Source organism: Streptomyces sp. NPDC006872, from assembly GCF_040635845.1.
Classification (GTDB): Bacteria; Actinomycetota; Actinomycetes; order Streptomycetales; family Streptomycetaceae; genus Streptomyces.
This window is the reverse complement of sequence record NZ_JBEYIL010000004.1, coordinates 300,192-322,342: the sequence shown is the minus strand read 5'-3', so window position 1 is coordinate 322,342 and position 22,151 is coordinate 300,192. Positions and strand designations below refer to the sequence as shown.

The following is a 22,151-nucleotide window of genomic DNA, read 5'->3' as shown; positions in this document are numbered from 1 at the left end:
CGCACCCCCTTACCTGTGTTGGTCGAGGAGAACGTCTTCCCACGTCGGATACGCATCGAGGACGGCCTGCCAGGTGGCGAACCCGCTGAGGACGTCCTGCCAAGTCCGGTCGGCCGAGCCGTTGACGCCGACGGTGACCGGCATGTCGGTCTCGACGAGCGGCAGCGTCCATTCCCGCCACTGCTCCGTCGCCACCGGGCTGACCCGCGGCCGGGCGACGGGGCCGACGTTGACGTACACGTCGTCCTCGCCCATCCCTGGCGCGGACTGCCACAGCAGGACGTTCCCGGAGCTGAGGAGCCAGCGCAGAGCCTTGCGTTCGTCGTCGGAGCGGGTCCAGACGGCGAGGGTGCCTTCCTGGCCTCCGCGGACGTCGGTGAGTACGACCGCGTTCTGCCGGCCTCGGACCCGGTGCACGGTCTGCTCGATCGGGTCGCCCCAGTCGGGTGCCTGTTTGACCAGCAGTTCAAGGTTGCGCTGCGGGTTGCCGGGGTCCTTCAACCACGCGTAGTTGACGTCGTCGACGTCGAGGGTCGCGGTCGCCGAAGAGCGGGTGAAGGTGAGCACGCCAGCCGCCGTGTAGACCTCGACGCGGTAGTAGACAGCCACCTCGAGCGGTGCCTCATGGTCTTCGACGATCAGCAGGTCGGAGGTGATGACGTCCCGGTCGTACAGCCCTGCCGGCCCGCGGACCGGGGTGCGGGTTCCGTCAGGGGTCACCCGGTACACGGTGATGAGGTAGTCGACGAGGAGCTCGCGCAGTGTCAGCGTGACGTAGGCGCGGTCGTCGTGCTCGGTGACCGCGGTCAGCGGCAGGACCGGCCACAGTGCGGCCCCGTCCATCCACAGGCTGCTCGACACCGCCGAGGCGATGCCGACGACCTCGATGGCGGCCTTCGCCGTGGTGGCGGGGGCGACCGCGTCCGTCGGCATGGCGAAGAACACGCCGCCGCCGGGCAGCGCGTAGGCGGTGCCGGTGGAGGCCCCCAGGTCGGCGCTGGCGGCCGTGTACCAGCGGATTTTCACCGTGATCGTCGTCCACGATCCGGCGTTCAGGCGGCAGGCGATCTGCGCCCGGAAGTTCTGCCCGACCGGATTGGACGGCAGAGTGAAGATCGGGGAGCGCCACGTCGACGTCGTCGCCGTGGCCGAAGCGACCGCCAGCGAGTAGCTCGCCAGATAAGCAGCCGCACCCCACGGCGTGGAGCGGGCCGCAGTCGCCACACCCGAGACGACCGTCCAGCCGCCCGCCGACTGCTCGAAGCTGCCGGACGAGTAGGGGACGACCGTCCCGGCCATCACCGGCGTCATAGCCCGTATGACCGCAGTGTCCACCCGCAGGACCTGCGCTGCGGTCGGGCTGTCCAGGCCGACCGCCAGCGAGCACGTCGCCGCACCGGCCGGCGCGAAGTCCGACACGATCTGCCGGTACGCACCCGTGCCCGGGGCCGCCAAGATGGACTTGGTGGCCTGGATCTGGGTGCCGCCGCTGTCGTAAAACCTCAGCTCGACCCAGGCCGTCGACCCGCTCGTCGGTGGGTTCAGGTAGATGTAGCCCAGGTACTCGAGGCCCGCCGTGATCGCGGGCCGCTCCGTCAGCCTCATCGCCGCGTTCGAGGACGCCGTGACCGTCATCGTGGCCATCGGGCCGCCGGCGTAATACCAGGTCGCGCCCCAGTCCAGCGCCGGGACCGTGCGGGAGACGGTGCAGTTCAGTTCCGACGTCCACGGGGTGGCGTCCACGTCCGTCGACTCGGCGTTGAAGCTGAGGAAGTTGCCGGGCGAGCGGTAGGGCAGGCCGAGGTAGACGTTCTCGTAGAAGCTGTTGACGAGGCCCGCGGCCGGGGTGGACGACAGCAGCACCTGCGCCTGCGTCGCCCCCACCGGCGCCGTCCCACCGACGCTGATCCGATGCCACGTCGCCGACGCCGCGGCGGTGACCGGCGACCACGTGATGCTGACTTCGACGCCTGCCGCGGTCAGCCAGCGGATGCCGATCCGCTCCGGCACCGTCGCACCCGACGCGTCCGCGAACGCCTGGTACAGCGTCCCCTCGACGATCGGATACGACGACACCGTCCGCGCTTGCATCTCGCCGCTGGCCACGGATTTGACGGTGAGGACGCCGTCGCCGTTGCGGCCGCCTGTGCCCTTGCTGAGCGTGCAGTTGAGCTTGGCCGTCCACCCGGAGATCGACGGATCCATCGACTCCGTCGCCGCGCTGAGGAGGTTCCCGGGAATCGCCATACGGGGAGCCTCCTCAGTTCGCGTTGAAGACGGAGATCAGCTTCTGCTGCTCCTGGTGCACGACCGCGGTCGCCTCGCCCCGGACCTTGCCAAGGAACTCACCGCTGTCGAGGTACAGGTCGCCCTCGAACGACGCCGGCCCGGGCGCGCTGCTGCGCGCCGCCACCGAGGTCAAGGCGTTCGCCTGCTGCCTGGTGAACACCGGCTCTGGCCGCCCTGTGCCGTTGTAGGCCAGGTTGAGGCCGGGCTGCAGGTAGCCGCCGGAGTCGTAGGACCCCGGCTTGAACCCGTACCAGGACGTGAACAGTCCGTCCTTGTAGCCGCGGGCGCGCGGCCCGACGACGACACCGTCGCCGCCCCGCGACTCGACGTTCGTCTTCCCGAGGGTGCCGGCCGTGTGGCCGACGCCGGCGTTCGTGATGCCGACGCGGAACGCCGAGGCCCCGTTCTTCACCCAGCCGGGAGGCGCGACGCTGCCGGAGAACGCCCCGGTAGCCCAGCGCCGCGAGTTCGGCTTCAGCCCCCGGATGACGTTCTCGATCGCCCCCATGAACCCGGAGCAGTCGAAGCCGGCCGGGCCGACGCCGCCCCACAGATACGGCTTGCCCGCCTGGGCCTTAGCCCAGTTCAGCGCCGCCTGGATGCGGGGCCCGCCGATGCCTCCGGCGCCCTTCTCGTCAGCTTTCTTCGAGTAGCCGAACAGGGCGTCGACGATCTTGGTCGGGATGTGGCGGATCAGCTGCCCGATCCCGGTGTCCATGCCGGGAAAGGACTTGAGCAGTGGGTCGACGACGTTCTTGACGCCCGCCCGGGCGGACGCCTGGAGGGTGTCCGTCAGCCAGGACGCACCCTCCTTGATCTTGTTCCAGGCCGCCGAGCCCGCACCCAGCACAGCGGAACCCGCGGACTTGATCCAGTCGAAGATGCCGCCGTCCGCAAACGACTGCGTGATCCCGCCGCCCGCATACTTCAGCGAGCGGTCCGTCGGAGCAGCCGGATTCCCGCCGAACGCCGGAGCCAGCGCGGCCTTCACGCCCTGCGCGCCCCGGGAGCGGGCGATCGCGTTCAGCGTGTTCACGAACCCCGAGCCCACAGCCCGCGTGAACTCAGGCCGCATGATTGCCTCGCCGCCCGACAGCTCCAGCGCCCCGCCCGTCGGAGAGACGAACTTGTGGACGTCCTTCCCCGGCGTATAGCCAGGCATGACGCCGCCGCGGGCGAATTTGAACTCGGGCAGCTTGGTCGCACCGAAAGCCCCGGCGATCTTGTTCCAGACGCCGCGGATGCCCGTGTTGTAGACGACGTCCACCACGTACTGGACCGGGGCCCGAGTGATGCTCTTGATGCCGTCCCAGGCAGATTTGATGCCGGTCTTCGCCAGGTTGAACGCGGCGACCGTCTTCTGCTGGAACGTCGTCGCCCAGCCCGGAATGGTCTTTGTAAAGAACGTCCCGATCGGCGAGAACACATTCCGCTTGATCCAGTCCCAGCCGGAAGAGAACGCACCCTTGATGGAATCCCAATGCTTGATCACCGCGACGACGGCGAGCCCCATCGGACCGCCCAAAGCGCCGACGATCCACGGCCAGTTCCGCTTCACCCAGTTCAGGGCCGTCTGGAACGCCCCGGGGAGGGTCTTCGTGAAAAAGCCGACGAACGGGCCCTTGAACCAGTCGACAGTGGCCTGAGCGCCGCCCCTCAGGCCGCTCCACACGCCCTGGACCGCAGCCCGGAACCAGTCGAACTTGTTGTACATCACCACCACGGCGACGACGACCGCCGTGATCGCCAGAACGATCCAACCCCACGGGCCGGCCCTGCCGACCAGGTTGAACGCGAACATGGCGGCAGTCGCCACACGCTGGACGACCGCCCATGCCGCGACAGCCAGCTTCCAGGCCGTCATCGCCACGACGATCCCGTAGATCGTCTGCACCAGCCACGGAGCCTTCGTCGCCACCCAGTCGATGCCGTCCGCGAACAGACTGATCGTCTTCAAAACGATCGTCGAGATCGGCGCCATCGCCTTCGCCACAGACAAGACCGCGCCGGCAATGTCCTTCAACGACTGCCAGATGATCGGGGCCATCCGCGCGGAATACGCCAGGAACCTCTCGAACTCCGGGCTCCCCCGCAGGCCGGCGCCCCAATCCGCGAACCGACCCGTGACGCGCTGCATCGTCTCCGAGATCGAGTCCATGTGCGGCAGGAACCCGCCGATGATCCCGGCCATCCCCTTGAACACGTTGCCGAACGCCACGCCCAGCCCGACGATCGCCGGCCTCACCGACTTGTCGAGGTCGTCCTTGAACCGCTTCCAGAAAGGCGACTTGAAGTCGGCCGACGCCCGGTCCATCAGCTCGCCGATCGCGCCCGCCGCACCCTTCACCAGCGGTGTGAGCCCCGGCAGCGCCCGGCGCATCGCGTTCAACGCCCGCGTGAAGATCGGCATCACCGCAGGCTGCAGCGACTTAGACCATTCCGAGAACGCTCCCCGCAGACCCGTGTACGCCTTCATCGTCTCCCGGGCCGCCGGCGTCAACTTCGCCAACTCAGCCTGGTACTTGGCCTGAGCGATCGCGGCCTGGTCCACGCTCCCGGCCGCCGACAGGGAAGCCGACTCGATCTGCCGCTGCGCCGAGGCCACCGCATCCGCAGCAGACTGCTGTGCGACTGCCACGTTCGCCGTCGCCTCCGACACCCGCTGCTGGGCGTCGGCGATCTGACGGGCCGTGTCGACCTGGGCGTCCCGCAGCGCCTGCTGCTGATCGGCGACCTTCCGCTGAGCCGCCCCCAGACGGTCCTGGGCGTCCGTGACCGTCTTCGAGCCCTCGACGCCCGCCTTGTTCGCGGACGCCGTCTCGACCTTGAGGCGCTTCGTCTCGGTGGTCTGCTCCTTGAGCCGCTGCACCGCCTGGTCGTACTGAAGGAGCGCCTTCGCCTTGTCGAGCTCCGTCGCGGTCGCGTTGTCGAGGACCGCGTTGCGCTGCGCGGTCGCCTCCTTCAACGCGATCTCCGCGTCACGCTGGCTGAGGACCGAGTCGGCGAGCCGGTTGTTGATGTCCTCAAGCTCCTGCGCCGCGGTGCGGCGGGCTGCCGTCAGATCGGTCTGGGCCTGCCTTGCGTCCCGCTGGGCGTCCGCGAGGGAGCGCTCGGCGTCCTGCACCTTCCGTGCCGCCTGCGCGATCGCGTCTGCCGCCTGCTGCCGGGCCTGGCGCACAGCCTGCTGCGCCTGCGCGATCTGACGGGCCCCGTTACGCTCCGCCGACGCCAAAGCCTGCTGCGCCGACGCCTGCTGCAACGCCCGAGACGCCGCCTGCGAAGCCGCCTGCCCGCCCTGCAAGGTGGCGTTCGTCGCTGCCTCCTGGGCAGCCTTCTGCGCCTGCAGAGTCGACGAGATTCCCTTGAACGCGGGGATCGCCACCAGCGCGATAGCGCCGATGCCCGCCGCGGCAGCCACGCCCGCGGCAGCGACCGCACCCAGGCCGGCCGCCACCACCGGCAAGACCGGAATGATCGCCGGACCGAACGCCAGCGCAGCCGTCGTCAGCAGATTGAAGCTCGCCGCCGCCGACCGCGTGTCGACGTCGATGTCCACCGACTGGCCGTCCAGCCGGTTCACCTCGGACTGGAAAGCCGCCAACTGCGCAGACGCCGCACCTGCGTCCACCCGCACCGCGACATCCGCGTCCGAGGCGGACAGCCGCGCCAGACGCTCCTGCAAGCGGGCAATCGCCGCGTTCGCCGTCGCCGTCGACACATCGATCCCGATCCGGGCATCGGCCAACGCCCGCATCTGAGCACGGATCTGATAGATCTCCCGCTCGGCATCCGAGGAATCCGCGCGCAGCCGCACCTCAGGCAGCGTCGCCAAAGCAGCCTCAAGGCGAGCCTTGAACATACGGCCGAACGTCGACCCCGTCGCCTGCCCCTGCCGGGCCGCCGCAGGCTGAGCCTGACGACCGCCGGTCTGGATGCCCTGCACGAACGCCGACGCCACATGCGACGTGATGTAACGGCCGATGACACGGCCCACCTCGTCGCCCACCGAGTTCGCCGCAGGCAGCAACTGCGCCTGCAACCGCGCACGGACACCCGTCGCATTCGGCAGAACGTCGACCTCGACCGAACCGACACTGATAGCAGGCACCGGAAGCCTCCTTCCGGCACCCCTAAGCGGCGCCCCCGTTGATCAACTGGAAGAGGGTTCCGGCACTGGCCTCGGTAAGCTGCGCCCGCTTCACCGACCTCGGGCCCGCGCCGGGACGGCGCATCGGCTCTGGTGGGTCAGGGCGTTTCGACTTCTGCTCGATGTTGGCGCACAGCAGCACCCACTCCACACGCCGCGTCGCGTCCAAGACCGCGGCCAGCAGCTGCTCTGCCTGCGACCAGCGCGCCCTCTCCGGCTCGCCCCGCTCGGCCTGCGACGCAAGCTCCTCGGCCGAGAGGCTGTTCCGCAGCGCAGTCATCGTGTGAGACTCCGGCGGCAGATGCTCGACAAACACCCGCAGCCACCGCCACGACCGGCGCCCCGTCAACACGTCGGCGATGTCGTAGCGGCGATCCATCAGATCGGCCTCTACCGCCTCCGCATGGTCTTCCCAGAGCGCGATCGTGCCGGCGACTTTCCCAGGCTCTCCCCGCCCTGCTCCCCGGCGTCGACGATGAACTGCTGAAACTCCGCCCCAGTGCAGTCGAGTTCCACGAACAGGTCCACGTCGTCCGGGTGCAGGACGCGCTCGATGAACGCGTCGACCTGGCCGGCGTTCAGCAGCCGCTGATACGACAGCCGCCAGGCCGCCGGAGGGATGATCCGCAGATCTTCGCCGCACAGTTCGACGGTTACGTAGTGGCCCTCGGCCTCGATCTCCTGGGCCTCCGCCTCCGTGACGTCGGGCTCGGGAACGCGCGGGCGGGACTGGGCGCGGGCCGCCGTCTTACGGGCGGCGGGACGCGGGTTTGCGGCCATGGCGCGGGCCTCCTTCTCGATAGGGCGCGGGCACAACTAGAGGTGGGCGGGCCGGGCCCGCGCCGGCTGGCTGTACAGCCCGCCCACCCGTCTCAGGAGCCGGTGTACGCGGCCGTGGCCGGCACCCGGTCGAAGTGGTAGACCGTGTTTCCGGCGGCGTCCGGGTAGGCGGTGATCGTCCACTCGAAGCCAGCGACCTCGTCCTGCTTGTGACTGACGTCGGAGCGCTCGGTGATCTCCGCCTCGGGCAGGTAGAAGCCGCGCTGGAAGGAGTCGCCGTCCAGGACGACGAACCAGAACGCCCTGCGGTCCGGCTCCGGGGAGGCGGTCTCCGCGAACGACGTCAGCCCCGACACCGGGGCCAGGTCCGCGACGTCCACCCGGTACTGCAGCGACTGCACCGTGGTGCGGCCCGTCTCCCACACCGTCAGCCCGAACGTCCGCAGCGACGACGTGATCGTGGTACGGATCGGAGCCGTGTACCCCCACGGCGTGAAACTCTGACTGTCCTCGTCGAAACCCTGGACCAGACCGTCTTCCGAGATCGCGCCCAGCGGCAGCCAGGAGCCCACCGGCTGGACCGCCGGATCGCCCGGAGAGGCGGTGCCCAGCGGAGCCGTCCAGCCGGCGCCGTTCGCACCGACCTCCAGCAGGTCCGCGGCGCGGGTGATGTTGACCATGAGATGCCTCCAGCATCGAAGAGCCCGCGCACGGGCGGGAAAAGGGGACCGGCGCGGGCCCGAACGGTCAAGAGACCGGGTGGCAGAAAATCTCGAAGGTGGTGCCGAAACGGCGCACAGAAGGGTTCTCGTAGGGGCGCCAAGCCGGCGCGGTGATCGTGCGGGCCGACGTGAACACGGCCACATCGGTGACAGTCCCCCTCAGCGAGGTGAGGATCAGCGTCCTCACCTGAGCCATGAGCTGCGAGGCGAGCGGCCGAGTCGTGTCGTACACGTCGACGTCGACGAACGCCCTGTCGAGTCGGATGCCGTCGTCGTCGCCCCCGACACGGCTGATCTGAACGACCGGCGCCACGTCGAAGAGGTTGGGCGGCAGGTCGGTCACGATGCGTTCATCGCGCTGGCCCTTCAGCCATGCGACCAGTTCGGCTTCGACGTCGACGCCGCCGACGCCGCTCACTGGTTGCCTCCGCCGAGCTGCGCGGCCCGCAGCAGCACATGCTGGCCGCGTGCGGCTTCGGTGCCGTTGCCGTACTCCACCCAGCGGGCGTAGTGGGACGTGTTACGGACGTAGGCGACGGCCCGGTCGCGGCGGCGCCCGCCCCGCGGCGTGCTGTCCGTCTCCCACGATCCCTTGTAGTGCCCCGGGTGCGGGCCGCCCGCGTCCACGGGCGAGATGGCTTCCGCGACGCTCTTGATGACTTCGGCGCGGCGCAGCATCTCCGCCTCCATGCCGGGCATGCGCAGCATCTCGCCGACGCCCTTGCGCTTCATCTTGAACCGTGCCGCCATCGCCCCTCCCTCGTCCTGCGTCTCACGGGCTCACCCGGTCACGCGTTCCAGGGCAACGACCACCGGCCCGGTCGACCCGGTGAACGGAGACCGAAAAGCGCCCGGCTGGCCGTCCACCTCGTACAAGACACCGCCTACGCGCACCCGGTCCGTCGCACGGATGTCGGTGCCGTAGGGCGCGTACAGCGTCAGGCCGACGATGACGGTGTCGCGGGCGTCCGTGATCTCGTTGGCCGCAGCGCCCGTCCCGTCCCGCGGCGCGACGCCGCAGCCAGCAACCGGTATCTCGGTAGGAGCTCCGGGCACGTCGTTGCCGTAAATGTCTTCGGTCGGAGGCCCGGGGCGGACGATGGTCACGGCCTCGCCGAAAGGCAGCTCATGCACCGGCCACCTCCTCCACGGCGGCACACCACGCGGCGAGATCCCGAGTCGGATCCAACTGCACGGACCGGGCCTTCGCCCGGCGCGAGGCCGCACGGTAGGCGTCCCGGCCGTCCAGCCGCTCGATCGCCGCCTGCCACGCGCCCGCGTCCCCGCGGTCACAGAACACGCCGGCGTTGCCGAGGGACTCGACGAGCCCCTCGGTGGGGTGAGCCAGGACGGGAATCCCGGACGCCATCGCCTCCACACCGGCGCGCCCCCACGACTCGTAGTCCGACGGCATCAGCAGAAGCCTGGTCCGCGCATACACCGCGTCCCGCATCTGCCTGCCCGGCATGTGGTCCAAGACCAGAACGTTCGGCAGATCGGGCGGCTCCTGCTCCCCGTAGCCGCCGCGGACCGCCAGAAACTTGCGCCCCGGCATCCGCTCCGCCAACTCCCCCAGAACGGCAGCACCTTTCGAGACGGTGCAGTTGACGAGGGTGATGCAGTCACCGCGGGCCGTCTGGTACTCCTCGGCGTGCACCGGCGGCCGCACCACGAGAGTGCGGTCCGGGCGATGACGGCGCCCGCCGAAAGCAGTCTCGGCCGCGGCGAGCATCCACTGCGAGTTGAGCACCGCCAGCGACGACGACCCCTCGACCATGGGCTGCCACGTCAGGTCGAACGTGTTGTGGCACACAACGATCAGCGGCTTGCCGAAGCCGCGCGCAAGAGGCGCCGCCCTCGGGACGTTCTCCAGATGACTGACGACGGCATGCGCCTGCGGGACAGTCTTCGCGAAGCGGGCGTCGCCGCCTGCCGCATGCGGGATGACGCGCACGCCGTCCACGTCATACGGCTTACGGCTCGCGGCGAGCTCGGACAGCCACACCGAAACGGCGTGCCCGCGCACGGCCAGGGCCCGCAGCATCTCGTGCAGCGCCCACTCCGCCCCCGCATTGTGATCAGGCGGATAAGCGTGGACGCGGGCCACGATCGTCAGCGGCTTCGTCACCGCCACCTCACCATGGTCATACCGGACTTGCGCCGGTAGCCGGCATCCTCCAACGCCCGCCGGTCGTCGTCCGTCATGGTGACGCCCGTCCCGACACCGGAGCCGTCCGTGCGATAGCTGTACGGGCCGATCGTCTCCCCCGTCACCCCGCCGGCCATCGTCGGCGACGTGAACGTGCGAAGCGACATGCGGGCCACCACGGCAACCACATCGGGCGGGACCTGCGCGTCCCCGTGGCTGTAGACGACGCGGAACGTGCCGGGATAGCAGTCGACGTCCTCGTCCAGCCACAGCTCCGGCATGTTGATCGCCGGACTGTCCGCGGCAGTGCGGATGATGTCGATCCCGTCCCAGAACCAGCCGACGACAGGCAGATCCGGGGCACCCCCGGAGCCGACGGCGACGACGCTCGTCACGTCGATCACCGGGGTCTGGGGCAGTCGGATCTCGCCCTGCTGGGCGCGCAGCACGACCGTGTCGTCGTCGGTTCGGGAGAAGCTGCGGCCGGTGAAGCTGCGGACCAGCGCAGACGCGTCTGCGAGGAGAGCCTCGGCGCGCCCTGTCTCGGCGGGCAGAAGCGGGCGTCCGAGTCGGGTTTCGAGGTCGGAGAGGCTAGCGAGTGACGCCACGCTTGGCCACCCCCTCCATCGCCGCACACCACGTGTCGAGATCGGCGGCAGGACTCAGCGAAGCAGCCCGGGCGGACGACGCCTTCGACGCCCGCTTGTACGCGGCCGGAGCGGACAACTGCTTGATCGCCGACTCCCACGCGTCTAGGTCGTCCCGGTCACAGAAGGTCCCGGCCTCGCCCAACGACTCCATGAGACCCGGGGTGGGGTGCGCCAGGACGGGGATGCCCGAGCACATGGCCTCCACCGCGACCCTGCCGTAGGACTCGTAGGCCGACGGAGTCAGAAGGAACCTGGTGCGGGCGTACACGTCCTTGGCCATGCGGTCGCCCGGCGTATTCGGGACGATCTCCACGTTGGGCATGTCGTCCCGAAGGATCTGCTCCCCGTAGCCGCCGATCACCCCCAGGAACTTACGGCGCGGCATCCGCTCCGCCAGAGCGTAGAAGACCCGGGCGCCCTTCTCCGCGGTCAGATTGATCAGGGTGATGCGGTCGCCGGGCGTCGCCTCGTAGTCGGCGACGGCGACAGGCGGATGAACCGTGATCCCCCACGGCATCGGCCGGTCGCCGCGGTGGATCCGCCACCAGGCCTCCGCGTCCGCCTTCATCCAGGCCGTGTTGTAGACCACCAGCGACGGCGACCCCTTGACCAGCCACGACTTGGACTTCTCGAAGGTGTTGTGGAGCAGGTGCACCACCGGAATCCGGTTGATCTCGCCCAGCACCGACGCCCGCGCAGTGTTCTCCAGGTGCGTCACGATCACCTGCGCCCGGTCGTCGCCGCGCATCCACCGGGACGGATCCGCTTTGCTCCGGTACGGGTGCACGCTCACACCGTCGATCTCGTAGGCGGCGTCCCCGGACCGCGGGTCGGAGAGGAGAACGTCCACCTCGCGCCCCCGCGCCGCCAGCTCGCGCAGCAGACTATGGGCCGCCCACTCCGCCCCGGCGTTGTGCGCCGGAGGATAGGCGTGGAACATCGCCAGCACCCGCACAGAGACTCCGATCTGCGGGCGGCCGGCAACCCTGTGCGGGCCGCCGGCCGCCACCGGTCAGGACGCGGCCGTGGTCGCCTGAACGACACCGAACGGAGACCTCGTCGCCGAGTTCGTGTTCAGGCGAGTCGCCGGGTTGGCCGTGGCGAACGCGACGCGCATGACCACGCGCATCGCGACGGAGTCCTGCTGCATCAGGTTGAGGATCACCTTGCCGTCGTCGTCGGAGATGACGCCCTCGGTGAACATCTTGAACGAGATGTCCTGCCGCATGCCGACGATGGCCTTGCGCCAGTCACCCATCAGCAGCTCGGCCTCGGACGTGTCCCAGGCCCCGTTGGTGAGCTCCGACATCGGGTAGCCGTACAGGGTGCCCCCGGGGGAGCCCTGCAGGTTCGGCTGGTAGATCGGGATGCCGTCCGTGGACCGCAGCCCGTTGAGCTTCCACGTCAGGCCCGGACGGGACATGAACCCGTTGACGGCGAACCCGTCCTGAGCGACCTTCTCCGCGACCACCGCCACGTCCTGGGCGAAGTCGTCGCCCGTGCCGCTGATGGTGACGTTTCCGGCCGCGACCGCGGACTGATAGATCGCCGTCGGCCAGGTCGACGGCTTGTCCAGTCCGAACAGGCCGGCGCCGTCGAGCTTCGCGCCGATCGCCTCCACGAGACGGGGCCGCACCTGGTCCCAGATCGGCATCTGCGCGTCGTCGAGGTACGCCTCGGGGATCGGGACGATCGCCGCGATCTCCTCCACGATCAGGTCGACGTTCTTCCAGTCCTGCGCCGACGTCTGCTTCAGGCCCGTGTCGCCGCCCACGAAGTAGGCGATCGGCATGACGTCGAGGACCGGCTGACGCTGCGTCTTCGTCGACATCGGCACCTGCGCGGCCCGCTGGAGCAGCGCGGACTGCGCGGGCAGTTCCTGGATGATCTGAGCCGAAACCGGCGTCGGGACGAGCGGGTCATTGCTCGCGTCCCGAGAGATCAGAGAGTTGTACGTGGCCACGGGGTCTCCTTTCGGAAATGCAGCGGGCCCGGCCCCGTGGACGAGGAAGATTCCGGTGCTGCGTGTAGATCAGGTCAGGTGGTTCGGCCGGACAGGCGGCGGATCCACTGGTCCGGCGTGACCTCGCCCGAGGTCGAAGCCGGGGCGGCGCCGGGGGTGAGCGACTCGACCGGCCGCTGATTGGCCGTCGGCGCCGGGGCAGGGGCGGCGGCCTTCAGCCGCTCCGCGAGCACTTCCGCGCGCGCGTTGATCTCCTCGGCGGTGCCCGAGCCGAGAAGGTCGATCAGGTCCGGCGGGATGCCGTGCGTGGCCGCCGCCATGAGGCGGGCGTTCGTGGAGCGCACGTCGGCGAGCTGCTGCTCGACGCTCGCAGCCCGCTCGTTGGCGCGCTGGAGCTCGGACTTCTGCGCGTCCTCGAACTCCGCGTGCTTCTGTGCGGCCTGCCGCAGCTGGTCGATCTCGTCCTTCGACTTGAAGCCGAGAGCCGCGAGATGCTTGTTCTCATGCTGCCTGGCCAGGGCCTTCCACTTGGCGAGCTCAGCCTCCGGGTCAGCCGGCTCGGCCGGCTTCCCCTGACCGCCTCCCTGCGCGCCGGCAGCAGGCTGCTGCACGGGCTGGGGAGCGGGGGGCGTCGCAGGCGCCTGTGCCGGGATCTGCCCGGCGGCGACGGCATCGGCGGGGGTCGGAACGGCCGGCGTGCCGCCGGCGCCTTCCGGGGTCGGAGTGGACATGCGGATCTCCCATGTCGGGATGCGCGTCTGCCTGTCGGCCGGCGCGGTGCGGGCATGAAGAAGGCGCGCACCATGTCGGCGCGCGCCAGAAAGCGGTTCTTGCGGGCGGATACCGGTCGGCATCCGGGTCTATGGGCTAGGGGTTGGGCTGTCCGGGAGCCCTGTATTGGGCTCGCCCTTCGGCCTCCCACCAGCGGCGGAACGCGTTCACCGCGTGCTTGCCGCCGCGGCCGCGCGTCTCCCGCAGCCAGTCGTCGTAGAGCCCCTCGGCGACGCCGATGAACGGCTCGTCATTCGTGAAGGCCGGCCACGCCTGGCAGGCGCAAGCGTCGTGGTAGCGGTTGCCGCCCTGGCGCGGATCGCCGGCGGTCTTCGCCGACTTGTACACCGGCCCGCGCGAGGCGAGCATTGCGCACCAGGCGCACGGATCGGCATCGGTCACCCGGGCGTAGCCGGTGGCACGTTCATCCGCTTCCACCGACCGCTGCATGACCTGACGGCCGCCTTCCAGCGCCAGATACTGGGTGGAGCCCACCATGCGGACCGCGGCCGCATCCATCGCCTGCTGAGGCGTTTTCCCCGCTGCGATCGCCTTCTTGAACTCGACCGGGCCCGTCACATCGAGCGCAGACTCCAGACGCTTCAATGCGAGCGGCAGAGGGTCCGACGGATCCAGCTCGCCGTCGATGCCGGCATCGCGCCGGGCATCCGTGTAGGCGGCCCGGGCCAGAACCGCCGACTGCTCCCGCGCCTGCTGCACGATCGGCATCAACGCCGCACGCACCGCCAGCCACGAGGCGTCCACCTTCGCCGGGTTCATCAGCTCACGCCACACGCGCAAGACCTGCTGCGCCATGCGTGCCGCCATCAACGCCTGAACACGGCGATACCTTTGCGGAGCCGCCGGATCGACCGCCATCAGGCCGCCACATCCGGCACCGGACCGGCCGGGGCGGCGACGGCCGGGGCCATCTGCTTTTCGATGATGCCGTTCAGCCGGCCCAGCGCATCGCCCTGCTCGGCCGCCTTCTTCCAGCGCCCGACGTCGGTCTGCGTCACGCCCGGCACGCGCTCCCACAGCTCCTGCGGCGGAACGCCCAGCATCGTGACGAGCTTGCCCAGGGCGTCCACGGTCTGCGCCAGCGAGCGGGCCGACGTATCCCGCCACACCACCTGCGCGGCTGTGTCCGCCCACGCCTTCTTGTCGCCCGCGGCGAGGCCGGCCAGGCGCAGAGCCTGCTCCCAACCCTCGCCGAACAGCGACTCCCGCTCGTCGATCTTGCGGTCCAGGCCGTCGCGGGCCGCCGCCAAAGCCTCGGCGGACAGGTTCACCATCTGCCCGAGCAGGTGATAGGGCGGCACCTGCGACAACGTCGAGATATGCCGGATCGTCGCCTCTCGGCTGTCCAGATAGCCCTTGAGGTCGGTCTGCCCGAACTCCCCGAACTTCGTGTCCGCGTCCTCGGCCACGAAGAGGCCGTCCACGCGGGACCGGAACGGCTCGACCGGGTTCCCGTTGTTGTCGAGAGGAGGCGCCATGCCGGTGACCCAGCGCTGCCGGAACGCCGCGTACTGCTGCGCCATCAGCAGATTGAACGTGGTCATGTTCAGCTGATCCTGAGCGTCGATCAACGGCTCGACCTCGCCGAGGACGCCGTCGCCGTCGAGGTCGTCGGTGTTGACGAACCGCACCACCGGGCACACGCCCAGATCGTGCCGCATCACCGCATCGGGGCCGTCCAACTGCAGCTCGGTGCCGTCAGGCTTGCCCGTCAGCGTGTACCGGGCCTGGTCGTCGTAGACCCGCACCACCCGGCGCTGCCCCTTCGCCGTGTTCTCCAGACGGTCCTCGATCGCGAAAATCGGCCACTCATCGTTCACCGGATCCGCATACAAGGCCGTCAGCCGACGCGGCGAAAACGGGGTAATCACCGGCACCGGCTTGCCCGGCATCACCACCACATACGACGCACCGTAGGTCAGAGCCGCCCGGTGCACACCGTGCTGGCGTGCGTCCAGACGATTCGCCTGCCACACAGCCCACGGGGCCGCATTGTCGTCGGAACCCTTCGGCCGATAGCCGTCGACATACATGTTCTGGCTGACCACCGTCACCACAAGCGGAAGAATCTTCACCTTCGCCCGCTCGATCAGCCACCGATACTCGGCCCGCGCGCCCTTCGGGACGTACACGCTCGCGTGATTGCCGCACATGTAGTCCGCGATCCGCTTCAACCGCGGCTGTTCCGCCTCACGAAGCTTCAGCAGACGCCGCGCCGTCGACACCGCCTCATCCGCACCCATCACCGCCACGCGCCGCCCACCTCCCTACGCAAACCCATGAACACGGCCCGTCCGCTGCCGCTTCTTCTGCCGCTTCACCCAATCCGGCGACGCCAGGACGAGCCGCCGGACCATCCGTGCACCGATCGCGCAGACGGCGAGGTCGATCTTCTTCGGGGAGCCTCGGCCCTCCTTGCCGACCGACACCCCGTACTTGTTCGGACGCCGGCGCGCGTTGAGCACGTGACGCTGGAGCCGGCTGTCACCGTCGTGCGTCAGCGTCTTCTCCCGGATGTCGATGTCGGCCCGCCCGCAGGCCTCCGTGAACTCGCGCGCCTTGGTGCGCATATCCCAGGCCACACTGTGGGCGTTGCGCCCCGTGACGGCCTGGATCACGAGCCGGTCACCGAAGTCCACTCCCCACGTGTCGACGTAGGACTCGAACTCCCTGACGTCGGCAAAGAAGGCGACGATGTTCCTCGTCTCGAAGACCTGACGGACGACGCGGTCAACGTCACCGCGATCGACTTCCCAGCCCTTCGCCAGCGGCCCATCGGGCTTCTCCCAGGAAGCCAGAGTGACCAGATGGCCCGTCTGAACGTCACAGCCGACAAGCCCGGTGGCGTCGTCGCTCTTGGATCCGTCGAAGAACATCACCATCGGATCGCTGTCCGGGATCACGATGTCCGGGCGCGCGCAGGCCGCCCACAGCGGCTTCGTCGTCCACGCCTCACGGGCTCCCGTCGGCTGGTTGAAGAAGTACCGGCGTGAGTCCTCAATATCCTTCTCGATGTTCCAGAACTCGTTCTCGACAATGCCGTCCAAGTCCAGGACATCGGCGAACGGCCCGTACACCTCTCGCAGCGCCGACTTGATGGCGTCGCCGTCCGTAAGGTCCACGTCGGCCGGCGCCTCGCGGTGGTCGAAGAGGAGCCGCGACGCGCGCGTCTTGCCCTCCGAGATGAGCTTCGCCCGCTCGTGCGTCTTCTCCGCCACCGAGTTGTCGCCCGGCTGATACATCGTCGTCGTCTGCAACGCCCACGGCTGCGCGTCCCTGCGCTTCCGGCAGTTCCGGTCGACCGTGACGTACATGCGCCGCAACTCCGGCGTCACATACAGATGGGTCTCGTCGAAGATCGTGCACGTCTCTTTTCCGCCGTCCTTGGAGGACGACGAGGCAGTGGACGGAACGATCTCGCCGCCGCCCGGCAGGAACACCCGGGTCAAACCGGCGGCGCCCGAGGGCATCGTCTCCGACAGCGGCCCCTCGGTCAGGTTGAAGTAGATGTTGTCGTAGGTGTTCCCGGCCTGCGACTCCTCCGTCGCCAAGCAGCGGATGAACGGATACGTGATGATCCGCCCCATCGGCTCGCCCGGCAGATACTCGTACCGGAACCCCTCATGCTCGAAGACCTCGCCGCCCTCAGCCCAGCCCGCGAACCGGCACGGTCCTTTCGCCTCGAACAAGCCGATGAACGCCGCCAGCTCGCTCTTCGCCCGGCCCTTGCCGCGCGAGATGACCGCCGAGTCGTAGAGCTTCCGACCCTCCGGGCGCAACGCGTAAGCGTCGACGATGAAACCGCCGAACTCCCCGTCGAGCTCAACCGGCTGGCCCTGGATGTCGCCAGGACCGTGCACGCACCAGTGCTCGATCCACGCCCAGCCCAGCAGCCCGAGAGAGCGATCCCGGTCATGGTCTGGAGCGTGGACCAGCTCACGAGGCATCCGTCATCCGTCGACGCCTCGCCTCAGTCATGTCAGCCACCCCGGCCGGCGCGGCGTGGCTCTGAGGCCTCGGCTGCTCCACCTTGATGCGGCCACGCATCCGGTCGACGTGCGTCGCGCCGAGCAGCGACTCGTTCAGGCGGATCTCCGCAAGGAGCTTCGTCGACGGCTCAAGGAAGTACTCGTCGACCAGTGGGGCAAGCATCTGAAGGCGCTGCCAGTCGGTTCCCACGAAAGCCGCCGTCTGCGGCGCCCTCCGCCATGTCTCGTACCAGTCAACCGTCCGAGGCGTGTACAGCACTCCGTGGGGAAGCGCAGGGCCGTGCACGAGGCCATCGTCGGCCACCGTGACAGCCTGCTCCTCGAACTCGTCCTTGTTGGCACGCCGCTTGTTCTCCGACGGCGGGGGACCGTAGCCGCCCATGGCACCCCCCCCTTCGTCAGATGAGCGAGGCGACCACCTCAGAGAGATCCGCCAACTCCAGCGGAGCGCCCTCGAACCGGCGGCCAGTCATCGCCACGTACCGGCCCTGTCCGTACACCTCGACGGCTTCTCCGCCGCGGCGGATACGGCGGCCGCGCTTCAACTCGCCACGCCCCCACAGATGCAGGCCGTCCCCGCCTGGGCTGATCTCCATGTACGTCGCCGGGCAGCGGTCCACGATCGCGCGCGCCCATGACGCCAACTCGCCCTCGTCAAGGCAGTGATCCAGGTCGATGCAGACGACGCCGTCGCCTTCCGCCAGGACGTACCCAAGTCCTACACCGGCCTCGGAGGACGCTGCGTCAGCGTATGCGGACCAGGTGTTCGGCGCGGTCACCGAGGCGAAGCCGCCCTCCACGGTGCGCGGAGCCTTCCGTTCGTCACGACGCACCCAGCGTGGGCGGCCAATCATCTCGGCGGGCAGCGCAGTCTCAGCGCGACGAGCGCGGTGAGCCGCTACGCGACAGCGGGTCGAGCAGAAACGAGGCACCGGGCCACGGCCGGCAATCGGCAACGTCGCCTTGCATCCGGATCGCTCACACAGCGTGTTGGCCATGCGTCCATGATAGCGGAGCCGCGTAACGAGTAGAAGTCCTGACCTGGCAGTTCCTTGCGGGCGGCGATCGGCCATCAACGTCACAGCGTGATCATTGCAGGTCACAGACCCGTAGCCACCGCGCCAAGCTAACGTGGCCGACCCTGAGATTCGAAACGATCTTGGGGGTCCCCCCAGGGTGATCATCAGGCTCGCCTAAGCGATCAAGCCCATCCCGAGATCCACGCCGAGTTGATCACCCTTCCGGCTGTTGCACCCCACGTGAGCCGCCTGAACGTTGGTCATCGAGTGCTCACCGCCCTTGGCCAGGGGCACGACGTGGTCGATCGAAGGGCTCTGCGGGTCTGGCCACGCGATCGTTGAGTCGATGGGCAGCCGGCAGAGCTGACACAGCCAGCCGTCCCGTTCGTACACCTGGCGCGGCATGAAGGACTCGACGGTAGCGGCCTGCACCAGCATGCGCCGGCGCGCATCGATCGCTGCGGCAGCAGCCGGGTAGAGCTGTCGCCAGTGGCCGTTCTTCTCGCGCCAGTCCTTGGCGTACTGCATCTCTCGGCGTCTGCATCCGCCGCCGTCCGTGGCCCTGTACTTGCGCATGTAGTCCCGCATGCGTTCAGCCTTCGCCCGCTTGGAGCACTCGGGTTTGTCGCACTGGGTGCGCCGCTGGTCCATTGGATCGCCGCAGTGCGGGCAGGGAAGCGTGGGGCGCTGTGCTCGTTTCCGCGCTGCGGCCTCTAGTCCTCGCTGTCGACGCGCCTCGGTTCTGCCGTCCTGGCCCTCGCGCTCTCGTCGTGCGTCCTGCTTGCACTTAGCTGAGCAATAGGTGGGCAGTGGGCCGCCCTTGCGGCCGGCGCGCTCGATGGGTGCGGGGCAGACTTGGCAGGTCTTCATCCCCCCATTGTCCCGGGTCAGTTGATGAGCCCGGGGTGATTCTCCTGTGGCCTTTCCCTCGGCGGTTTGGCGTGAGAGGCCGCGGCCGCTTCGCGTCCGGTCTTCTTGTTGTGATGCCACTCGCAGAGCGCCCAGTAGTTCTCGTCGGACTCGGGTCCGCCAAGGTGAGTGGGGATCTTGTGGTCGACCTGGTTCGCTGGTTCGCCGCAGACTCCGCCAACCTCCACTGGCCACTGGCAAGAGTGCCGGTCGCGGCGCAGGATGCGGGGCCGAGTGCGTCGCTCCCAGTCCTTGGGCAGCGGCGCTGAGCGCCGGCCTTGGCTCATCAGTCGCTCTCCTTGCCGTCGCGGAGGAGCTCGGCGTGCTCGGCCGGGTACATGCCGGTGGCGCGTTTGTGGAGGAGGTTGCAGTAGCCCTCGGCTCTGCCGGGCATGTGGCGTTCGACGAGGGCGACGCAGCGGTCGAAGTCGCCCGGCGTTCCCCATGCGATCTTGATCCCGCCGGGTCCGGTCGTCCAATAGGTGTGGAGTCGTTCGGCACCTGCGACGTCAGAGGGTGTTGCTTCCTGTCCTGCGGCCATGGCTCTCAGCCTCCCCCGGCGTGGTCTTCCGTCTTCTTGTCGACGCGTTGGATGCTTGCGCCTTGTCCGCTGGGGATGGCGAGGCAGATGCCGTTGGTGTCGGCGAGTACGGCCCAGCCTGCTTCGAAGTGGAGGACGAGGTCTGGGGCTTCGATGAGGGCGTCGTCGCGCTTCTGGCCGTGGGGGTGGATGACGAGGTAGGCGGGCATCAGGTGTCCTGTCCTGCGGGTTCGACGACCCGAACCTGCACATGGCAGACGAGGCAGTTGCAGAAGCGGTTGCCGGGCTGTGCGCGCCCGCTGCATTCCTCGTGGCGCTCGTCGGAGCATGCGCCGGTGAGTGGGCCCATCCGTCCGCCAGTGAGTAGCGCGTGATGGGCGCGCCATTCGTCCGAAGTCCAGACCGCCACGGCTACTTCTCCGGGCTGCGTTCGGTGTCGCTGCCGACGACCTTGCCGGGTTGAGGTCCCTGCGGGGTTTGGATGAAGATCTGGCCGGTGTGGGCGATTCCGGTGCGTTCCTGCGCGAGGCGCTGCCCGTCAAGGGCGGCCTGCCTGCGGTCGAGGATCTCGGCTTCCGCCTTGCGGATCTCGTCTTGCACCTGCTGGTGGAACGTTTCGAAGTCGCCTTCGACGCGGATTTTGAGCGGGTATCCGTTGGGGTCGACGGGCGTCTCGTTGGCGGGGATCTCGACGCGCTCATCGAAGACGAGGATGGCGCGGGCGCCGAGCTGATCCTTTAGCCCGGGCGGATCGGCGAGGAAGGCGTGCACGCTTTCGATGTCCTCGACTTGGTCGATGACGAGGACGAACGGGGTCTCGTCGGGGCCTTCGTCGCGGTAGATGGTGGGGAGTTCGAGGATCTGGATGCGGGCCATCAGTCGGTCGCCGCCTGGTTGTTCAGGCGGTGGACGCTGCGGACGTTGGCCTGCGGGATCCAGGCGACGGGCTGGTCTCCGGTGTAGAGGAACAGTGGGCGGGAGTCGGGGTCGTATTCGGATCTCTCGGCGGTGACGGTCTCGGTGTCGCCGTTGAGGTAGTTGATCGTGTACTGGGCCATGGCGCGGGCTCCTGGGTGGGGTTAGCGGAGGTACCAGTTGGCGGCGAGCTGACGGAGGCCGGGTACGTCGAAGGAGAGGACGAATTTTCCGGCGTCGACGGGGTTGAGGTAGCCGCCTTGGGGGTCGCACATGATGGGTTTGTTGCCGGTGGAGGTGGCGACGCATTCGCCGCGTTTGACGATGCCGTCGGCGTTCAGGTCTTGGTTGACGTGGGCGAGGCCGAGGGTGTGCCCGAGTTCGTGGGTGATGACGTTCCACCGGTAGGCGTCGTTCTTGGCCGTGTCGGTGGAGAACCAGGCGGGTGATGTCCAGTACTCGCTGTCGATGAGGATGTGGCCGCCCCAGGCGGAGCCGTCGGGGATCTGGTAGCAGGGGCGGGCTTGTGACATGCCGGGTTCGCCGGTGGGTTGGTGGCTGTAGTGGACGATGATGCGGTGCCTGGGCGGGCAGGTGTCGGTGGGGGTGGTGTCGATGGTGTCGGTGACGGTGATCTGCACGCCGGTGACGGTTGATGCTTGCGCGGCCGGTTTGCCGAGGTAGGGCTTGAGTTTGGTGCGGGCGGCGGTGTCGGCGAAGACGATGGTGTAGGGGTCGGGGTTGAGGCTGTAGATGCCGGCTCCGGTCCAGATTTTCCAGCCGGTGCCGGAGTAGGCGGGTGCGGCGGCCGGGCTGGCGGGTGGGGCGGCGGCGAACAGCAGGCCTGCGGCGGCGACCAGCGCGAGGAGGAAGCGGAGGCGGAGAGCCACGGGCACCTCCGATCAGGGGTCAGGTGCGGGGCAGCGTGAACAGGTCGGGCATCAGTTCGTGCTGGTCGAGTTGGGCGAGTGCGTAGGTGAGGAGTCCGCGGAGGATGGCCCGCTCGCGCCCGTTGTCGGGGATGCCGCCGGGCTGGTCGACGTAGCTGAAGGTCGCGCCGTCTGAGTGGGCGTAGAGCAGGGTGGTCGGTGCCTGCTTGAGCTTGGCCATCTGCTCTTCGGTGTATTCGTTGAGGGTCCGCATGAGATCTTCGCCGTCGATCTTGTGACAGATCGAGCAGATGCGGACGGAGGCGCTGGCGTGGGCGGGCTTGTTGTATGCCCATCTGTGCTCGCACAGGCTCTCGGCGGCGAAGGGTTCGGGCATGGCGCGGGCTCCGTGGGGGC

General features: G+C 68.8%; 26 protein-coding genes. All 26 read right to left on the bottom strand.

Translation table 11 applies throughout. From position 1 onward, the window contains the following. Positions 1-9 precede the first annotated feature (9 nt). The 26 genes from ABZ725_RS14620 to ABZ725_RS14495 all read right to left on the bottom strand — a co-directional run bounded on the left by ABZ725_RS14620 (position 10) and on the right by ABZ725_RS14495 (position 22,131). Positions 10-2,247, bottom strand: a complete 2,238-nt coding sequence (locus ABZ725_RS14620; protein ID WP_358803040.1) for a hypothetical protein — start codon at positions 2,245-2,247, stop codon at positions 10-12. Positions 2,248-2,260: 13 nt separating this feature from the next. Further along, positions 2,261-6,397 carry a hypothetical protein gene (locus ABZ725_RS14615; RefSeq protein WP_358803039.1) on the bottom strand — a complete coding sequence of 1,379 codons (4,137 nt, stop codon included), beginning with the start codon at positions 6,395-6,397 and terminating at the stop codon, positions 2,261-2,263. Positions 6,398-6,419: 22 nt separating this feature from the next. Further along, positions 6,420-6,815 carry a hypothetical protein gene (locus ABZ725_RS14610; RefSeq protein WP_358803038.1) on the bottom strand — a complete coding sequence of 132 codons (396 nt, stop codon included), beginning with the start codon at positions 6,813-6,815 and terminating at the stop codon, positions 6,420-6,422. A gap of 11 nt (positions 6,816-6,826) precedes the next feature. Next, positions 6,827-7,216, bottom strand: coding sequence for a hypothetical protein (locus ABZ725_RS14605; protein ID WP_358803037.1), 390 nt, complete (start codon positions 7,214-7,216; stop codon positions 6,827-6,829). A 92-nt stretch (positions 7,217-7,308) separates the two neighbouring features. Continuing rightward, positions 7,309-7,896 carry a phage tail protein gene (locus tag ABZ725_RS14600; protein WP_358803036.1) on the bottom strand — a complete coding sequence of 196 codons (588 nt, stop codon included), beginning with the start codon at positions 7,894-7,896 and terminating at the stop codon, positions 7,309-7,311. A 67-nt stretch (positions 7,897-7,963) separates the two neighbouring features. After that, positions 7,964-8,356, bottom strand: a complete 393-nt coding sequence (locus ABZ725_RS14595) for a hypothetical protein (RefSeq protein ID WP_358803035.1) — start codon at positions 8,354-8,356, stop codon at positions 7,964-7,966. Next, positions 8,353-8,688, bottom strand: coding sequence for an HK97 gp10 family phage protein (locus ABZ725_RS14590; protein ID WP_358803034.1), 336 nt, complete (start codon positions 8,686-8,688; stop codon positions 8,353-8,355). Before ABZ725_RS14590 ends, ABZ725_RS14595 begins: the two co-directional genes overlap by 4 nt. Positions 8,689-8,718: 30 nt before the next feature. Then, complete coding sequence (locus ABZ725_RS14585) at positions 8,719-9,072, bottom strand: hypothetical protein (protein WP_358803033.1); 354 nt, start codon at positions 9,070-9,072, stop codon at positions 8,719-8,721. After that, positions 9,065-10,072 (bottom strand): glycosyltransferase family 4 protein, encoded by a 1,008-nt coding sequence (locus ABZ725_RS14580; RefSeq protein ID WP_358803032.1) that lies wholly within the window; start codon positions 10,070-10,072, stop codon positions 9,065-9,067. Before ABZ725_RS14580 ends, ABZ725_RS14585 begins: the two co-directional genes overlap by 8 nt. Then, positions 10,063-10,695: a hypothetical protein gene (locus tag ABZ725_RS14575; RefSeq protein ID WP_358803031.1), complete on the bottom strand. Its 633-nt coding sequence runs from the start codon at positions 10,693-10,695 to the stop codon at positions 10,063-10,065. The genes ABZ725_RS14580 and ABZ725_RS14575 overlap by 10 nt, the downstream gene beginning before the upstream one ends. Further along, the gene (locus tag ABZ725_RS14570; RefSeq protein ID WP_358803030.1) at positions 10,679-11,677 is read right to left on the bottom strand and encodes a glycosyltransferase family 4 protein; all 999 of its coding nucleotides are present in this window, start codon (positions 11,675-11,677) and stop codon (positions 10,679-10,681) included. Before ABZ725_RS14570 ends, ABZ725_RS14575 begins: the two co-directional genes overlap by 17 nt. A 72-nt stretch (positions 11,678-11,749) precedes the next feature. Continuing rightward, positions 11,750-12,700, bottom strand: coding sequence for a phage major capsid protein (locus ABZ725_RS14565; protein WP_358803029.1), 951 nt, complete (start codon positions 12,698-12,700; stop codon positions 11,750-11,752). 74 nt (positions 12,701-12,774) lie between these two features. Further along, a complete protein-coding gene (locus tag ABZ725_RS14560) occupies positions 12,775-13,431 on the bottom strand; it encodes a hypothetical protein (RefSeq protein ID WP_358803028.1) in 657 nt (218 codons plus the stop codon). 136 nt (positions 13,432-13,567) lie between these two features. Then, positions 13,568-14,350 (bottom strand): hypothetical protein, encoded by a 783-nt coding sequence (locus tag ABZ725_RS14555; protein WP_358803027.1) that lies wholly within the window; start codon positions 14,348-14,350, stop codon positions 13,568-13,570. Further along, positions 14,350-15,735, bottom strand: a complete 1,386-nt coding sequence (locus ABZ725_RS14550; protein WP_358803254.1) for a phage portal protein — start codon at positions 15,733-15,735, stop codon at positions 14,350-14,352. Before ABZ725_RS14550 ends, ABZ725_RS14555 begins: the two co-directional genes overlap by 1 nt. Before the next feature lie 24 nt (positions 15,736-15,759). Further along, a complete protein-coding gene (locus ABZ725_RS14545; RefSeq protein WP_358803026.1) occupies positions 15,760-17,439 on the bottom strand; it encodes a Terminase in 1,680 nt (559 codons plus the stop codon). Next, entirely contained in the window at positions 17,429-17,863 is a 435-nt protein-coding gene (locus ABZ725_RS14540) for a hypothetical protein (protein ID WP_358803025.1), read from the bottom strand. The genes ABZ725_RS14545 and ABZ725_RS14540 overlap by 11 nt, the downstream gene beginning before the upstream one ends. Positions 17,864-17,879: 16 nt before the next feature. Next, positions 17,880-18,314: a bifunctional DNA primase/polymerase gene (locus ABZ725_RS14535; protein ID WP_358803024.1), complete on the bottom strand. Its 435-nt coding sequence runs from the start codon at positions 18,312-18,314 to the stop codon at positions 17,880-17,882. 360 nt (positions 18,315-18,674) lie between these two features. Beyond that, complete coding sequence (locus ABZ725_RS14530; RefSeq protein ID WP_358803023.1) at positions 18,675-19,028, bottom strand: HNH endonuclease; 354 nt, start codon at positions 19,026-19,028, stop codon at positions 18,675-18,677. A gap of 359 nt (positions 19,029-19,387) precedes the next feature. Beyond that, positions 19,388-19,696, bottom strand: a complete 309-nt coding sequence (locus ABZ725_RS14525; RefSeq protein ID WP_358803022.1) for an HNH endonuclease signature motif containing protein — start codon at positions 19,694-19,696, stop codon at positions 19,388-19,390. Continuing rightward, positions 19,696-19,950, bottom strand: coding sequence for a hypothetical protein (locus ABZ725_RS14520; protein WP_358803021.1), 255 nt, complete (start codon positions 19,948-19,950; stop codon positions 19,696-19,698). The genes ABZ725_RS14525 and ABZ725_RS14520 overlap by 1 nt, the downstream gene beginning before the upstream one ends. A gap of 5 nt (positions 19,951-19,955) precedes the next feature. Then, entirely contained in the window at positions 19,956-20,159 is a 204-nt protein-coding gene (locus ABZ725_RS14515; RefSeq protein WP_358803020.1) for a hypothetical protein, read from the bottom strand. A gap of 202 nt (positions 20,160-20,361) precedes the next feature. Next, positions 20,362-20,826 carry a hypothetical protein gene (locus ABZ725_RS14510; protein ID WP_358803019.1) on the bottom strand — a complete coding sequence of 155 codons (465 nt, stop codon included), beginning with the start codon at positions 20,824-20,826 and terminating at the stop codon, positions 20,362-20,364. Further along, positions 20,826-21,008 (bottom strand): hypothetical protein, encoded by a 183-nt coding sequence (locus ABZ725_RS14505; protein WP_358803018.1) that lies wholly within the window; start codon positions 21,006-21,008, stop codon positions 20,826-20,828. The genes ABZ725_RS14510 and ABZ725_RS14505 overlap by 1 nt, the downstream gene beginning before the upstream one ends. A 21-nt stretch (positions 21,009-21,029) precedes the next feature. Then, positions 21,030-21,755 (bottom strand): hypothetical protein, encoded by a 726-nt coding sequence (locus ABZ725_RS14500; protein WP_358803017.1) that lies wholly within the window; start codon positions 21,753-21,755, stop codon positions 21,030-21,032. A gap of 19 nt (positions 21,756-21,774) precedes the next feature. Beyond that, a complete protein-coding gene (locus ABZ725_RS14495) occupies positions 21,775-22,131 on the bottom strand; it encodes a hypothetical protein (protein ID WP_358803016.1) in 357 nt (118 codons plus the stop codon). Between the last annotated feature and the right edge of the window lie 20 nt (positions 22,132-22,151).

Excerpts from the sequence above, each read along its gene's own strand:
- ABZ725_RS14620 (WP_358803040.1), bottom strand. The coding sequence starts at position 2,247 with ATGGCGATTCCCGGGAACCTCCTCAGCGCGGCGACGGAGTCGATGGAT.
- ABZ725_RS14610 (WP_358803038.1), bottom strand. The coding sequence starts at position 6,815 with ATGGATCGCCGCTACGACATCGCCGACGTGTTGACGGGGCGCCGGTCG.
- ABZ725_RS14605 (WP_358803037.1), bottom strand. The coding sequence starts at position 7,216 with ATGGCCGCAAACCCGCGTCCCGCCGCCCGTAAGACGGCGGCCCGCGCC.
- ABZ725_RS14600 (WP_358803036.1), bottom strand. The coding sequence starts at position 7,896 with ATGGTCAACATCACCCGCGCCGCGGACCTGCTGGAGGTCGGTGCGAAC.
- ABZ725_RS14590 (WP_358803034.1), bottom strand. The coding sequence starts at position 8,688 with ATGGCGGCACGGTTCAAGATGAAGCGCAAGGGCGTCGGCGAGATGCTG.
- ABZ725_RS14570 (WP_358803030.1), bottom strand. The coding sequence starts at position 11,677 with ATGTTCCACGCCTATCCTCCGGCGCACAACGCCGGGGCGGAGTGGGCG.
- ABZ725_RS14560 (WP_358803028.1), bottom strand. The coding sequence starts at position 13,431 with ATGTCCACTCCGACCCCGGAAGGCGCCGGCGGCACGCCGGCCGTTCCG.
- ABZ725_RS14555 (WP_358803027.1), bottom strand. The coding sequence starts at position 14,350 with ATGGCGGTCGATCCGGCGGCTCCGCAAAGGTATCGCCGTGTTCAGGCG.
- ABZ725_RS14550 (WP_358803254.1), bottom strand. The coding sequence starts at position 15,735 with ATGGGTGCGGATGAGGCGGTGTCGACGGCGCGGCGTCTGCTGAAGCTT.
- ABZ725_RS14545 (WP_358803026.1), bottom strand. The coding sequence starts at position 17,439 with ATGCCTCGTGAGCTGGTCCACGCTCCAGACCATGACCGGGATCGCTCT.
- ABZ725_RS14540 (WP_358803025.1), bottom strand. The coding sequence starts at position 17,863 with ATGGGCGGCTACGGTCCCCCGCCGTCGGAGAACAAGCGGCGTGCCAAC.
- ABZ725_RS14530 (WP_358803023.1), bottom strand. The coding sequence starts at position 19,028 with ATGCAGTACGCCAAGGACTGGCGCGAGAAGAACGGCCACTGGCGACAG.
- ABZ725_RS14525 (WP_358803022.1), bottom strand. The coding sequence starts at position 19,696 with ATGAGCCAAGGCCGGCGCTCAGCGCCGCTGCCCAAGGACTGGGAGCGA.
- ABZ725_RS14520 (WP_358803021.1), bottom strand. The coding sequence starts at position 19,950 with ATGGCCGCAGGACAGGAAGCAACACCCTCTGACGTCGCAGGTGCCGAA.
- ABZ725_RS14515 (WP_358803020.1), bottom strand. The coding sequence starts at position 20,159 with ATGCCCGCCTACCTCGTCATCCACCCCCACGGCCAGAAGCGCGACGAC.
- ABZ725_RS14510 (WP_358803019.1), bottom strand. The coding sequence starts at position 20,826 with ATGGCCCGCATCCAGATCCTCGAACTCCCCACCATCTACCGCGACGAA.
- ABZ725_RS14505 (WP_358803018.1), bottom strand. The coding sequence starts at position 21,008 with ATGGCCCAGTACACGATCAACTACCTCAACGGCGACACCGAGACCGTC.
- ABZ725_RS14495 (WP_358803016.1), bottom strand. The coding sequence starts at position 22,131 with ATGCCCGAACCCTTCGCCGCCGAGAGCCTGTGCGAGCACAGATGGGCA.